The organism is Pseudocitrobacter sp. CD920760, assembly GCF_057782505.1.
In genome coordinates, this window is the sequence record NZ_CM173490.1 from 3120840 (window position 1) to 3134940 (window position 14101).

The 14101-nt window shown below is 51.4% G+C and carries 15 protein-coding genes, 1 pseudogene and 1 riboswitch; of the genes and pseudogenes, 5 read left to right on the top strand and 11 right to left on the bottom strand.

The features are described from left to right. The first annotated feature begins 11 nt into the window (after window positions 1–11). The 3 genes from AC1MKH_RS14645 to mntP all read left to right on the top strand — a co-directional run bounded on the left by AC1MKH_RS14645 (window position 12) and on the right by mntP (window position 2328). Entirely contained in the window at window positions 12–863 is an 852-nt protein-coding gene (locus AC1MKH_RS14645) for a PTS mannose transporter subunit IID (RefSeq protein ID WP_149462786.1), read from the top strand. A 52-nt stretch (window positions 864–915) separates the two neighbouring features. After that, window positions 916–1374 (top strand): DUF986 family protein, encoded by a 459-nt coding sequence (locus AC1MKH_RS14650; protein WP_276219922.1) that lies wholly within the window; start codon window positions 916–918, stop codon window positions 1372–1374. Between the two features lie 197 nt (window positions 1375–1571). Further along, window positions 1572–1677: riboswitch (yybP-ykoY riboswitch) on the top strand. An 81-nt stretch (window positions 1678–1758) separates the two neighbouring features. Next, window positions 1759–2328: a manganese efflux pump MntP gene (mntP, locus tag AC1MKH_RS14655; RefSeq protein WP_149462872.1), complete on the top strand. Its 570-nt coding sequence runs from the start codon at window positions 1759–1761 to the stop codon at window positions 2326–2328. Here mntP and rlmA read toward each other — a convergent pair. The 6 genes and pseudogenes from rlmA to mgrB all read right to left on the bottom strand — a co-directional run bounded on the left by rlmA (window position 2325) and on the right by mgrB (window position 6762). Next, on the bottom strand, window positions 2325–3122 hold the full coding sequence (gene rlmA / locus AC1MKH_RS14660) for a 23S rRNA (guanine(745)-N(1))-methyltransferase (protein ID WP_276219921.1): 798 nt from the start codon (window positions 3120–3122) through the stop codon (window positions 2325–2327). The two genes, mntP and rlmA, sit on opposite strands and share 4 nt — an antisense overlap. Before the next feature lie 63 nt (window positions 3123–3185). Beyond that, a complete protein-coding gene (gene ftsI / locus AC1MKH_RS14665; RefSeq protein WP_276219920.1) occupies window positions 3186–4928 on the bottom strand; it encodes a peptidoglycan glycosyltransferase FtsI in 1743 nt (580 codons plus the stop codon). Between the two features lie 215 nt (window positions 4929–5143). Next, window positions 5144–5353 (bottom strand): transcription antiterminator/RNA stability regulator CspE, encoded by a 210-nt coding sequence (gene cspE, locus AC1MKH_RS14670; RefSeq protein WP_001062678.1) that lies wholly within the window; start codon window positions 5351–5353, stop codon window positions 5144–5146. A gap of 12 nt (window positions 5354–5365) precedes the next feature. Further along, window positions 5366–5510: pseudogene (locus AC1MKH_RS14675) on the bottom strand (DUF2627 domain-containing protein). Between the two features lie 744 nt (window positions 5511–6254). Then, complete coding sequence (locus tag AC1MKH_RS14680; protein ID WP_015964065.1) at window positions 6255–6545, bottom strand: YebO family protein; 291 nt, start codon at window positions 6543–6545, stop codon at window positions 6255–6257. Window positions 6546–6618: 73 nt separating this feature from the next. Further along, a complete protein-coding gene (gene mgrB, locus AC1MKH_RS14685) occupies window positions 6619–6762 on the bottom strand; it encodes a PhoP/PhoQ regulatory lipoprotein MgrB (protein ID WP_015964064.1) in 144 nt (47 codons plus the stop codon). A 164-nt stretch (window positions 6763–6926) separates the two neighbouring features. Between mgrB and AC1MKH_RS14690 the strand changes: the two genes are divergently transcribed. Further along, on the top strand, window positions 6927–7166 hold the full coding sequence (locus AC1MKH_RS14690; protein ID WP_149462791.1) for a YobH family protein: 240 nt from the start codon (window positions 6927–6929) through the stop codon (window positions 7164–7166). Window positions 7167–7212: 46 nt separating this feature from the next. Here the strand turns inward: AC1MKH_RS14690 and kdgR are convergent, their stop codons facing one another. Next, window positions 7213–8004 carry a DNA-binding transcriptional regulator KdgR gene (gene kdgR / locus AC1MKH_RS14695; RefSeq protein WP_276219919.1) on the bottom strand — a complete coding sequence of 264 codons (792 nt, stop codon included), beginning with the start codon at window positions 8002–8004 and terminating at the stop codon, window positions 7213–7215. Between the two features lie 177 nt (window positions 8005–8181). On the opposite strand from kdgR, the gene AC1MKH_RS14700 reads away from it, so the two are divergent. Continuing rightward, complete coding sequence (locus tag AC1MKH_RS14700) at window positions 8182–9555, top strand: MFS transporter (RefSeq protein ID WP_276219918.1); 1374 nt, start codon at window positions 8182–8184, stop codon at window positions 9553–9555. Between the two features lie 31 nt (window positions 9556–9586). Here AC1MKH_RS14700 and htpX read toward each other — a convergent pair whose 3' ends face one another. The 4 genes from htpX to AC1MKH_RS14720 form a co-directional block, all read right to left on the bottom strand. Next, window positions 9587–10471, bottom strand: coding sequence for a protease HtpX (htpX, locus tag AC1MKH_RS14705; RefSeq protein WP_015964060.1), 885 nt, complete (start codon window positions 10469–10471; stop codon window positions 9587–9589). A gap of 202 nt (window positions 10472–10673) precedes the next feature. Beyond that, entirely contained in the window at window positions 10674–12722 is a 2049-nt protein-coding gene (gene prc, locus AC1MKH_RS14710) for a carboxy terminal-processing peptidase (protein ID WP_231827027.1), read from the bottom strand. A gap of 19 nt (window positions 12723–12741) precedes the next feature. Beyond that, complete coding sequence (gene proQ, locus AC1MKH_RS14715) at window positions 12742–13425, bottom strand: RNA chaperone ProQ (protein ID WP_015964058.1); 684 nt, start codon at window positions 13423–13425, stop codon at window positions 12742–12744. 97 nt (window positions 13426–13522) lie between these two features. After that, window positions 13523–14020 carry a GAF domain-containing protein gene (locus AC1MKH_RS14720; protein WP_276219916.1) on the bottom strand — a complete coding sequence of 166 codons (498 nt, stop codon included), beginning with the start codon at window positions 14018–14020 and terminating at the stop codon, window positions 13523–13525. Between the last annotated feature and the right edge of the window lie 81 nt (window positions 14021–14101).

Sequence of the window (14101 nt, forward strand, 5' to 3'; positions counted from 1 at the left end):
AGGTGAGCGACATGGTTGATACAACTCAAACTACCACCGAGAAAAAACTCACTCCGAGCGACATCCGTGGCGTGTTCCTGCGTTCAAACCTGTTCCAGGGTTCATGGAACTTCGAACGTATGCAGGCGCTGGGCTTCTGCTTCTCCATGGTACCGGCGATCCGTCGTCTGTATCCTGAGAACAACGATGCGCGTAAACAGGCTATCAAGCGTCACCTGGAGTTCTTTAACACCCATCCGTACGTTGCTGCACCGGTTCTGGGCGTAACGCTTGCAATGGAAGAACAGCGTGCTAACGGCGCTGAAATCGACGATGCGGCAATCAACGGTATCAAAGTCGGTCTGATGGGCCCGCTGGCTGGCGTCGGCGACCCGATCTTCTGGGGTACTGTGCGTCCGGTCTTCGCGGCGCTGGGTGCGGGTATCGCGATGAGCGGCAGCCTGCTTGGGCCTCTGCTGTTCTTCATCCTGTTTAACGTGGTGCGTCTGGCTACCCGTTACTACGGTGTGGCGTATGGCTACCGTAAAGGTGTCGATATCGTTAAAGATATGGGCGGCGGCTTCCTGCAGAAACTGACTGAGGGGGCGTCAATCCTCGGCCTGTTTGTCATGGGGGCATTGGTTAACAAATGGACGCACGTCAACATCCCGCTGGTGGTTTCGACCATTACCGGTCAGGATGGTCAGACGCGTGTCACTACTGTGCAGACCATCCTGGACCAGCTGATGCCGGGCCTGGTGCCGCTGCTGTTGACCTTCGCCTGTATGTGGCTGCTGCGTAAGAAAGTCAACCCGCTGTGGATCATCGTTGGCTTCTTCGTCATAGGTATCGTGGGCTACGCAATCGGCCTGCTGGGTCTGTAATATCTGTTGTACGCCGGGGGCTCAGGCCCCCGGTTTTTTATTCGGAGGCTGAATGACAATAACGGATTGGGTACTGGTTTTCTTCATCATCGCACTGCTGGCTTTCGCTATTTACGACCAGTTCATCATGCCCCGCCGTCATGGCACCACGCTGCTTTCTATCCCCCTTCTGCGTCGTAACCGTATTGATGGCGCAATTTTCGTCGGTCTTATCGCGATTCTTATCTATAACAATATCAACAATAATGGTGCGCAAATCACCACCTGGCTGTTATCGTCGCTGGCATTGATGGGACTTTATCTGTTCTGGATCCGCAGCCCAAAAATCATTTTCAAATCGACAGGCTTTTTCTTCGCCAATATCTGGATTGAATATCCACGGGTGAAACAGATGAATTTATCCGAGGATGGCGTGCTGGTGATGCAATTAGAACAACGGCGTCTGCTGGTGCGTGTGAAGAATATTGAAGACCTCGAAAAGATCTCTAAACTTCTTCTTTCTGCTCAATAGGTTGTAAATATAGCCAGTGCTATAATTGTGCTATTTTCAGGCACTTTTAATATAGCGTTGGCTATATTCCCTCAAAAAATGAACGATAATAATTAACGTTTTTCTCACCTTATTTCGCAAATGAAAATCGTTATCATTTAGTTAAAAGAAATAACACTTTCTGTTCTTGGTTTATATTCTAAAAATATGTTAAGGTTGCGTCCGTCGTTGGGGAGTAGCCGATTTTCAGTCATCTGAAAATGTACGTGTCAACATACTCGTTGCAAAACGTGGCACGTGCGAACCATTCAACCCAGAATGGTTAGGCGAGACCATAGATGCGCTTACTGCTGTTTACTGGGGGCAGGAGTGTGTCATATGGATATTCCCGGTCTGGACGCTCTGATGAACGCATACGCAATTATTCTCCTCGCCCTTGGCATGTCGATGGATGCTTTCGCTGCATCGATGGGTAAAGGCGCCACGCTCCACAAACCAAAATTCTCTGAAGCCATTCGTACTGGCCTTATCTTTGGCGTTATCGAAACCCTGACTCCGCTGATTGGCTGGGGGCTGGGAATGCTCGCCAGCCGCTTTGTGCTGGAATGGAGCCATTGGGTAGCGTTCGTGCTGCTGGTCTTTTTAGGCGGACGTATGATTGTCGAAGGTTTCCGGGGCGACGATAGCGATGAAGATTGCGAACCGCCCCGCCGTCACGGTTTCTGGTTATTAGTGACCACCGCGATTGCCACCAGCCTTGATGCGATGGCAGTCGGTGTCGGCCTGGCGTTTTTACAGGTCAATATTCTGGTGATGGCGCTGGCCATTGGCTGCGCAACCTTCACCATGTCCACGCTTGGCATGATGATTGGTCGCTTTATCGGCCCGCTGCTCGGCAAACGGGCTGAAATTCTTGGCGGTATCGTACTTATCGGCATTGGTGCAGAAATTCTCTACAGCCATTTCGCCGGTTAATCGTCCAAACGCTGCCAGACATGAATAGCAAAATCGGTCTGGCAGTCAAAGTGTTCCTGCCCTTTCAACGTCTCCCACACCTCCGGTTTTGCGCGCCAGGCAAACGGCGTCATCTGCAATAACGTCACCGCTTCCGCCCCGCTTAACTGCATCGGATACGCTAACGCATCGTGCGTTTGCAGCGCAAAGCCTGCCAACGTTTCCGAATGCGGGGCATGCAGCTGGACTTCGTCATAAATCAGCCCTTTTAGCTCAACTAAATGTCGCGGCCCCGGCGTAACGGTAATCACCCATCCGCCCGGTTTAACGACTCTTGCCAGCTCTTCAGGGTTGCAGGGTGCGTAGATACGGACCACCACGTCCATGCAGTTATCTTCAAACGGCAGGCGCTGGCTGGAAGCGACACAAAAATCGACATTCGCGTAACGCTTTGCCCCGGCGCGAATGGCGTTCTTTGCCACATCCAGGCCCCACGTGTGCCCGGCAATTTCGGCAAAAGCATGAGTGTAGTACCCTTCCCCGCAGCCGATATCCAGTAATTGTGCTGGCTTAATCTCGTCAAGCTTCGCGCAAATAGCATCGCGTAAAGGTTGATAGTGCCCGGCATCAAGGAAAGCGCGGCGCGCCTGCATCATCTCTGCGCTGTCGCCTGGATCGCGGGAACGCTTATGCTGCACGGGCAGTAAATTGACATAACCTTCTTTCGCCATATCAAACTGATGGCGTTGAGGACAGCAATAGCTGTTTCCGCTGCGGGTGAGCGGCGCGTGGCAGAGCGGACAACTCCAGGACATAACAACTCCGGGGAACATTCAAAGGGCGAAAGTGTACCGCTTTTCGCCCCTGAGTGGGAGGGTTTACAGCGCAGGCGCCCCCGCAGGGGCGTGCATCACAATCAAATTATCTGAGCCCTGGGGTAAGCCATCCGGCATGACGTTTTCCAGACGTAACACATCGCCCATAATCTGACTGAATACTGGTGCGGAAACCGCCCCGCCGTAATACTGCCCGTTCTGCGGTTCATTGATCACAACGACCAGCGCAAACTGCGGGTTGCTGGCGGGCGCGACACCTGCGGTATATGCGACATATTTATCGACATACTTCCCGTCATCGCCAATTTTCTTGGCGGTCCCGGTTTTCACCGCTACGCGATAATCACGAACGGCGGCTTTTGTCCCGCCGCCGCCCGGCAGCGCGACGCTTTCCATCATATGTTCAACCTGATGCACCAGGGGTTCGGGCATCACCCGATGACCGATGACGGGGGGATCAATACGGGTAATCGACAGCGGACGCGAAATGCCAAAGCCGCCAATGGTCGCGTAAACGTGCGCGAGTTGCAGCGGCGTGACCATTAAGCCGTAACCAAAGGCGAATGTCGCGCGATCCAGCTCGCCCCAGTAACGACGATGCGGTAACAATCCCTGACTTTCACCGGTTAAGCCCAATCCGGTCGGTTCGCCAAAACCAAACGCGGTGTAGGTGTCCAGCAGCTTTTGTACCGGCATCGCCAGCGACAGTCGCGATACGCCCGTGTCGCTCGATTTCTGTAAAATACCGGTTAGGGTGAGCTCCGGATAATAGCCCACGTCACGAATGCGATGGCCGTCCAGCATATAAGGATGGGTATCGACGACACTATCCGGGCGAACAATACCCTGCTGAAGCGCGGTCATGATCACCAGCGGTTTCACGGTGGAACCGGGTTCAAACGTGTCGCTGATAGCGCGGTTACGGAAATCATCCAGCGTGGCCGTTTCGCGATTGTTCGGGTTGTAGTCCGGGTAGCTCGCCATAGACAAAATTTCACCGGTGTCGATTTTCACCAGTACCGCTGCGCCAGACGCGGCTTTGTTCCAGCGCACAGCGTTATCCAGCGCGTCTTCCGTTACCGTTTGCAGACGCTCATCAATACTGAGCTGAATATTATGCGCGGGTACGGGGGCCATTTCGGTAATGTTTTCGATTACCCGGCCAAATTTATCTTTACGCACCTGACGCAAACCCGGTTTGCCAATGAGCTGGCTGTTAAAGCTTTTCTCAATACCTTCAATGCCCTGATCGTCGACATTCGTAAAACCTATCAGGTTCGCCGCGACGTGGCCGGCAGGATAAAAGCGGCGTGACTCTTCACGCAGGTTAATGCCTGGCAGATGCAGCTTATCAATCCACTGCGCCTGAAGCGGGTCCACCTGGCGGGCAAGATAGAGAAATCGGCTGTGCGGGTGCGCATTGACGCGGGCCTGTAATGCGCTTAAGGAGAGATTTAATGCTTTTGCCAGCGCCTGCCAGCGGTTATCGAACCCCACACCGCCCTTCTCAATCAGGGTTTGCGGATCGAACCAAATCGCGCTAACCGGCACGCTCACTGCCAGTGGCCGGTTTTCGCGATCGACAATCATGCCACGTGGCACATCAATCGGTTCTTCGCGTACCGAGCGCATATCTTCCTGCTTGACCAGGTTATCGGGGGAGACAATTTGCAACCAGCCAACTCGCGCAAGGAGGAAGCCCAAACAGCTTAAAATACCGGCGCACACCAGGCCAAACCGGACGGGGGTAAAATGAGGGGGCTTCCCTCGGGATTTATCTTGCACTCTGACTCCAGCGTTAAAAAGCAACGGACTGATTTAACAGGAATAGTTCAGAGATTTATCGCGCAACAATGCTAATAAGATCGCGGATTTGCAACAAAGGACGACCAGAAGGGAAACCAGAAACACTTTGCAAAGAATGTAAAAAGCCCCGCGGTTGCGAGGCTTTAAGGCTGATTATGATGCGCGCACGCATCAAAGCATCAGTGGCAGTCGAATCAGATTGCAGTTACGTTAACTGCAGCTGGGCCTTTCTGGCCGTCCTGAATTTCGAACTCAACGTTCTGGCCTTCAGCCAGAGTTTTGAAGCCGTTACCCTGGATTGCAGAGAAATGTACGAATACATCTTTGCTGCCGTCAGCAGGAGTAATGAAACCAAAACCTTTAGACTCGTTGAACCACTTAACTTGACCTTTAATCTTTGCCATTTGCAAAATTCCTTAGAGTGTTTTCTTCGCCCGTGGGCGCATTCATAGATAAAACTGAGACATGACTGCATGAGGCACTAATATAAGGTTCGGCAGAGAAGCGGTATTCAACGTCAACGTGTTTACTCAGGACTTCTTTACTGATAATGCCATACATAGACAGAACTGTACCTCGTTTAACCCAAAACGTGTTATCACATACAACGTTAATAATGGCAAGCCATTTTTAAACGTGTCTCGATCAGCCGCACAAATCATACAACAATCATTTGATCGACTACGCATTTATGCGGCAAACAGTTGTCTGACGCGCCCCGGCTCGTGTCTTTTATCTCACCTACCTCACGGTAACGTAAGACTTTTTTACCATAGTCCAACATTTTCAGTACGTCCAGAAAAGCGAAGCGGCATCAACATTTTTTTATATCGTTAGAATATTTTCGAGCTAATTTTCGAAAGGTGCATTTTGATAACCGGTTATAAGTAAGTAACGTTTCGCTATACTGCTGCCGTGACTCACACTAGCCAAATAATGTACTTAGGTTGCACCAAAATAATGAACGTTTAATGACATAACGTTATCACCGCGCAATAAAAACGTTTCGCTAATACCGTACGGCAAATGCAGCTAGTAAGTTGCGCAAATAAAACAGATATCCGTCACTCATACATTTGGGTGATGGATAATTGACCAGGCTGTTTGGCTGGTAAAAAATTAATTATAAATACAATTAGATACGAACACGTGATTGAGAAACGACACTGGACCTGCGTTGAGACGCTTCAGGAAGATGGATAAGAGGGAGAGGTAATACCGTTGTTATGACTGCGTGCACCGCGGCGGTGCAACCTACGGACTCCGGCAGCCTGGTGAGACAGCCGGAGTGAAGAGGAGAAAAGATTATCGTTCTGCCACCAGGCGAATGAAATCATCTTCATCTTCGTTTTTTGCTTCAACGGCTTTCTCTTCGACTGCCGGTTTTTCAGGTTCATTGGCTTCACAGAGTCGACGCAGCAGCGCATTCTGACGCTTTTGCTGATCCAACAATGCTTCAAGCAGTTCAATTTGCTCACTGGTGCGCGAACTTGCGCGGTTAACAAAGAACCAAAGTACCAGCCCCACGACCAACAGCAGAACAGATACCACCACAGACGCCAGATTTAATGCCCCAGAACTTACTAGATCACTCATTTCACCACCTCAAAAGGAACGGGCTATTCTACCACTCGTATTAAGGAAGGAAATCGTTGATGGCAAAAATGTTTTACCAGGGAATGAATTTGTTGATGCTGCAGATCCCGTTAAAGAACTGAACATCCTGGTCGCACAACACGTTGAGCGTCTGAGTCCAGAGCAGCAAACAGGCCGCCAGTACGACAATCAGTAACACCCACCGAAATTTTTTCACTCCACACTCCACGACATATAGCATTAACAGACGATCAAATTAACACGGACATCTTAAACCGCGGCTAACTGTACAGATAAATTCTGCTTTTAGGAATCATGGAGTTGTCTCGCAATATTGAAAAGCTACTCTATTATCAAGGATAGAAAAGACGTGAGGATGTCATGAGATTTGCGATCAGAACAATTATTATACTGGCCATTGTCTGGATTGGCATATTGCTGAGCGGTTATGGTGTTTTAATCGGCAGCACGGAGAATGCTGGCGGTTTGGGGCTACAATGTAAATATCTGACCGCACGAGGCACCAGCACAGCACAATACGTTCATTCCAGCAGTGGGATCATCGGTCTGACCGATTGTCCAGTCCTGCGAAAAAGTGAAACTGTGGTCGATAATGGATAAAAAAATGCCGCGATAATCGCGGCATTTTTTTTGATTAAGCGCCTAATCAGAACGGATAATCGTTATAGCCTAATTGTTCTGAAATCTTACGCGCCGCCGTATGCAGCATCGCCACATACTCGTGCAGGCGCTCTTCAGAGAAACGCAGCGTCGGGAACGAAATACTCAAACCCGCAATGACCACGCCAAATCGGTCAAAGACCGGTACGCCAATACAGCGCAGACCTTCTTCCTGTTCTTCGTTATCTTCCCCATAACCCTGCTGACGAACCAGATCCAGAACCGGCATCAGTTCATCGGTGCTGGTGATGGTGCGATCGGTGCTGCGCTTATATTCTACGTCCTGCAGAATTTCACGCACTTCATCGCGGTCGCGCCAGGCCAGCAGCACTTTACCAATCGCGGTGCTGTAAAGCGGGTTACGACGACCTACGCGAGAGTACATACGCAGGTTGTACATCGAGTCAATTTTATGGATATAGACAATACTGTCTTCATCCAGCGCACCAAGGTGAATCGTCTCTTTCGTCAAACGCGAGAGTTCACGCATCTGAATGTCTGCGCTACGAATTAAATCAACGTTCTGTAATGCGCGCGCGCCCAGCTCAAACAGCTTAAGCGTTAACGAATACTTTTCAGATTCCCCTTCCTGGGCAACGTATCCCAATGATTTCATGGTCTGCAAAAAGCGATAAACAGTGCTTTTCGACATCATGACACGCTGCGACAGTTCGGTAATTCCGATTTCGCGCTCTTCACCAAGCGCCTGCAGGATGCCAAAAACCTTCAATACTGAAGAGACAGAATCTGGCTGTTTATCCAAATCTGCAACTGCCATTTATCACCTCATCGCAACTGTTTTATAAAAATTAGAACCGGTTTTTATTATAATTTCGCAAAGCGTTCGTCGCAATGAATCTTCTGCAACCTGGTTACAAATCTGCGACATACAGCCGAATAATCAATGCTAAAATAGTTTTCTGACAAATAATTTCTTAAAAACCGCATTTTTCTCATGGATAAAAAACTCTCAGATGGCTTACCTGTCCCTCAACGGTATGGCGCTATCTTAACCATTGTGCTCGGTATTACGATGGCGGTGCTCGATGGGGCTATCGCCAACGTTGCCTTACCGACAATTGCCAGCGATCTGCATGCCTCACCGGCAGCGTCTATCTGGATAGTCAACGCCTATCAGATAGCTATCGTCATCTCGCTGCTGTCACTGGCTTTTCTGGGGGACATGATTGGCTATCACCGGATCTACAAAATCGGCCTGATTGTCTTTACCCTCGCGTCTGGCCTGTGTGCGATGTCGAATTCGCTGGAGATGCTAACGCTTGCGCGCGTGGCGCAGGGCCTTGGCGGCGCGGCGCTCATGAGCGTGAATACGGCGCTCATTCGGCTCATCTATCCACAGCGCCAGTTGGGGCGCGGCATGGGGATTAACTCGTTTGTGGTTGCCGTCTCCTCAGCGGCCGGGCCGACCATCGCGGCGGCGATTCTGTCAGTCGCGTCATGGCAATGGCTATTCCTTGTGAACGTGCCGCTGGGCATTATCTCGTGGGTGCTGGCGGTGCGTTATCTGCCCGCAAACGGTTCGCGCAGCCAGGCCACGCGCTTCGATCTGCCAAGCGCAATCATGAATGCCCTGACGTTTGGTCTGCTGATCACCGCACTGGGCGGGTTTGCGCAGGGGCAATCGACCACGCAGGTGGTCGCGGAAGTGGTGCTGTTACTGATTGTCGGTTTCTTTTTCATCCGTCGTCAGTTGCGTTTACCCGTACCGCTATTACCGGTCGATTTACTGCGTATCCCGTTGTTCTCACTCTCTATTTGCACGTCTATCTGTTCTTTCTGCGCGCAGATGCTGGCGCTGGTCTCGCTTCCCTTCTTCCTGCAAACCATGATGGGGCGCAGCGAAGTGGAAACGGGCTTGCTGCTGACGCCCTGGCCTTTAGCCACCATGGTAATGGCGCCGCTGGCCGGGTATTTAATTGAGCGAGTCCACGCCGGATTCCTGGGTGCGCTTGGCATGGCGGTAATGGCCTGCGGATTGTTTGCGCTTGCTCTGCTACCTTCATCGCCTTCCGATCTGGATATCATCTGGCGCATGATCCTGTGCGGCGCAGGGTTCGGTCTGTTTCAGTCACCCAACAACCACACCATTATTTCCGCCGCACCCCGGCAGCGAAGCGGTGGCGCCAGCGGGATGCTGGGTACGGCTCGCCTGCTGGGGCAAAGCACCGGTGCGGCGCTGGTGGCGTTGATGTTTAATGCGTTTGGCGATAGCGGGACACATGTGTCATTGCTGCTGGCAGGAAGTCTGGCGGTAGTTGCAGCGCTGTTTAGCGGCTTGAGGGTAACGCAACCGCGCGTACAGAGCTAAAAAAAAGCGCCTCGATTGAGGCGCTTTTTCATTATTTCAGGTACTCACCGGTACGCAGCGCTTCGATACGCTTGTCCAGCGGCGGGTGAGTCATAAACAGCTCACTCAGCGTTTTGGACTTACCGTTGATGCAGAAGGCCATCATGCTGCTGGCTTCCTGCGGTTCGTAGCTGGTTTTCAGACGTTGCAGGGCTGCGATCATTTTTTCACGCCCTACCAGGCGCGCTGAACCGGCATCCGCGTGGAATTCACGGTGACGCGAGAACCACATGGTAATAATGCTGGCCAGAATACCGAACACCAGTTCAAGGACCATTGAAACCGCAAAATAGATAAGCGGGTTACCGTTACCGCCCTCTTCACCTTCATCACGGTTACCGCTCAGGAAACCGGCGGCAATCTGCGCAATGACGCGCGAGATGAAGATAACAAAGGTGTTCACCACGCCCTGAATCAGCGTCATGGTCACCATATCACCGTTAGCCACGTGGCTAATCTCGTGCGCGATGACCGCTTCCGCTTCGTCACGGCTCATGTTCTGCAACAGACCCGTACTGACCGCTACCAGAGACGCATCACGGCGCGCGCCGGTGGCAAAGGCGTTGATATCCGGCGCATGATAGATAGCGACCTGCGGCATACCAATACCAGCCTGACGCGACTGTTGCGCCACGGTGTCCATCAGCCAGCGCTCCGTTTCGTTGCGCGGCTGCTCAATCACTTCCCCACCCACAGATTTCAGCGCCATCCATTTCGACATCATCAGCGAAACGATAGAACCACCAAAACCAAATAGCAGAGCCATAATCAGCAGGCCCGTCATGCTGCTCGACTGAATTCCTGTCAGGCTTAGCACCAGCCCAAACACAACCATCACAGCAAGGTTGGTCAACAGGAAGAGCGCGATTCGCATCATAATTTACTTTTAACCTCGTTTTAACAAAACGCACTATGCGATTACCCACATCGTATGGGTATTAATACAATTTTCAACTATCCACGGCGGGTAAGTCACGAGAAAGACACAACTTTACATTTTTTCGCACACTTGCTTACGCGCGGTTTAGAGATGTAAAAAAACAGGCACAATCGCTTGTGCCTGTTTTATTTAGGGAGAATTACTTGCTGGTCGCAGGTGTTGCGGCTGGCCTGTCTTTTTCAAGATGCGCCAGGTCAACCGCGATATTCACGGTTTCATCCAGATAGGGATCCGGCTCCTGATAATCCTTCGGCAAATCGTCGATGTTCTTCAGCAACGGTTTTCCATCGCGTTTGTAGCGATCGTTAACGCGAGCCAGACGTGTTGCATCATCTTCCAGATTCTCTTTTTCACGCTGAGCGTAATTCAAAGAGACAATATTGCGCTTATCTTTCATCGCATTAAAGCGCGCAATATCCTTCATGATGTACTGGAATTCAGGATCTTTCGCAATACGCGCATTGTGCAGCTTCAGCAGTTCCGGACCAAACGGTGTTAAATCATCAGATTTCACATAGGTCGCGGCATCAATGCTGTCCCACGGCAATGCGTTATCTTCAAACTTCTCACCCGTTTCCGTCTCTTCCGAACCGGTCGGCATTAGGATATCCGGTGTTACACCTTTACGTTGCGTACTGCCGCCGTTAATGCGGTAGAACTTCTGAATGGTGTACTGCACGGAACCCAGCGCGGGCCATTCCGGGCGCAGCATTTGATCGTAAATACGATTCAGAGAACGGTATTGCTGAACGGTGCCTTTCCCGAAGGTCGGTTCACCGACGATCAGCGCGCGTCCGTAGTCCTGCATGGCAGCAGCAAAGATTTCAGATGCCGAGGCACTGAAGCGGTCAACCAGCACCACCAGCGGGCCTTTGTAGTACACCACGCCGTCGTTATCGCTGTCTTCACGCACTTTGCCATTGTTGTCACGCACCTGCACAACCGGGCCGGACGGAATGAACAAGCCAGAGAGCGATACCGCTTCTGTCAATGCCCCGCCGCCGTTGGTACGCAGATCGATAATCACGCTGCTGACGTTCTGTTTTTCCAGCTTCTGCAACTGCACCTTAACGTCTTCTGTCAGGCCAACATAGAAACCAGGGATGTCGAGCACGCCCACTTTCTCTTTGCCGACGGTTTTCACCGACATTTTCACGGCACGGTCTTCCAGACGAATGCGTTCGCGCGTCAGGGTGACGATTTTGGTTTTCGCACCTTTACCCGCAGGCAGAATTTCCAGACGAACTTTACTGCCCTTCGGCCCTTTGATCAGCGCCACGACATCATCCAGACGCCAGCCGATCACATCGACCATGCCTTTTCCCGCCTGGCCTACGCCGACAATTTTATCGCCAACCGTAATCGCTTTACTCTTCGCCGCTGGCCCACCGGCCACCATGGAATTGATAACCGTGTAGTCATCATCCATTTGCAGCACGGCGCCAATACCTTCCAGAGACAGGCTCATTTCGGTATTGAACTGTTCGGTGTTGCGCGGAGAGAGATAGTTGGTATGCGGGTCGATTTCGCGCGCGAAAGAAGTCATCGCCAGCGAGAAAACGTCTTCGCTGTTGGTTTGCGCCAGACGACGAATCGCGAACTTATAGCGACGCGTCAGGGTCTCGCGGATCTCTTTTTCATCTTTCCCGGTCAGCTTCAGGCTCAGTTCATCGAACTTAACCTTGCCATCCCACAGGGCGTTCAGCTCGGCTTCATCTTTTGGCCATGGCGCTTTTGCCCTGTCAAGATTGAAAGTGTCGTTGCCGGTGAAGTCCATCGGGCGTTCGAGCACTTTCAGCGCGTACTGATAACGTTCAAAACGTCGCTTTTGCGCCAGATTGTAGAGATCGTAAAACACGTCGAGCTTACCCGAGCGCAGTTCGTCGCCAATCTGTCCTTTCTTCGAAGCAAACTGCGCAACGTCGCTGGCCAGCAGGACGTTGTGACTGTAATCGAGCAGGTTCAGATAGCGGTCAAAAATCTTGGCGGAAAAGGACTGGTCGAGATCGAACTGACGGTAATGAGAACGGGTAAAGCGCGATGTCACGCGCTCGCTCACCGTTGCGTGCTGAGTCTCTTCCTTAAGAATCGGAATTTGATCAACACGGGTAATATCTTCCACCGCTAAGGCGTGGCCTGTTATTAAAAACAGGCCAGCGAGGGCGGAGAGCCTAAAAAGTTTGTTCATGCCTGGCCCGGCCTCCGTTTCAGAACACCAGGTGTTCTGCGCGTACTATCATTGACATACCAGAAGTAAGCTGCACGCGGACACCATCTTTGGTGATTTCCAGAATCGTGGCGTCCATTGCGTTATTGCCCGCTTTGACTTTCAGGGATTGACCAACGGTCAGCGCAGAAATGTCGGAAACAGGAGTAAGCTTTTCTTCGCGTACTTCGCGTACGGCTTTCGCAGCAGGTTTAGCATCGCGTGGTTTACGCTCAGCGTTTTCTTTGCGGCGAACCGGAGGACGCGGCTTACGCTCGCGACGCGGTGCATCGCCTTCACCCGCAGCAGCGGCAGCTTCGCGTTTTTTCGCCTGCTGTTCAGCACGCTGAGCCTGAACACGCGCTTTGGCTTCTTCAAGCTGCTGACGAGCATGGGCAACGTGCTGCTCATCGAGTTCACCGCAAGGGTTACCGTCGAGGTCGACACGTACTGCGCCAGCTTTGATACCGTAAAGGTAGCGCCAGCTTGAAGTATAAAGACGTAATGCGGAACGTAATTGGGTTTTGCTGAGGTTCATCTCACCATCAACACGCTCGACAAGATCCTGAAAAATACCGACTTTCAGAGGACGAGCTTCACCTTCGGCACTGAAGCAGTGCGGAAAACGTTCGGCCAGAAATGCGATAACTTCTTTACTGCTATTCAACTTAGGTTGATTTTCCATGAAATTTCCTGATTACAACGGACGTAGCCAACAAGCCGCAGGCATGAACAGGCGACATTATAATGACGCCATCGCTAAATGCTACGTTATCCGTTGATTATCCTTCGACGCGGGCAAAGAATTTTTGATAATCGGTGCCAGCAAGCACATTTTCGAGATGACCGACCAGTTCACGCAGGCCCTGTTCGTCCTCTTCGCTGAAGCGTGAAAAGAGCGGGCTATCGATATCCAGCACGCCAATCACCTCTCCGTCAACCACCAGCGGCAGTACGATTTCGGAGTTACTGGCGCTGTCACAGGCGATATGACCGTCGAACGCGTGCACGTCTTCTACGCGCTGCACTTCATTCTTCGCCACCGCCGTACCACATACTCCCCGGCCAACCGGAATGCGCACGCACGCCAGCTTGCCCTGGAATGGCCCCAAAACCAGCGTATTGCCTTCCAGTAAATAAAAACCTGCCCAGTTAACATCCGCCAGACGTTCAAAAAGCAACGCGCTGGTGTTAGAGATTACAGCTAGAAAACTGTTCTCACCTGCCATCAATGCCTGAAAATCACGGTTAAGATCCGCGTAAAGTTCTGTTTTGTTCATTATTAAACCACTATTGTCTACTTCAATTACTGATACTATCGACGACGCATACCCCTATAAAATAAGCATTAAATGCGTCAG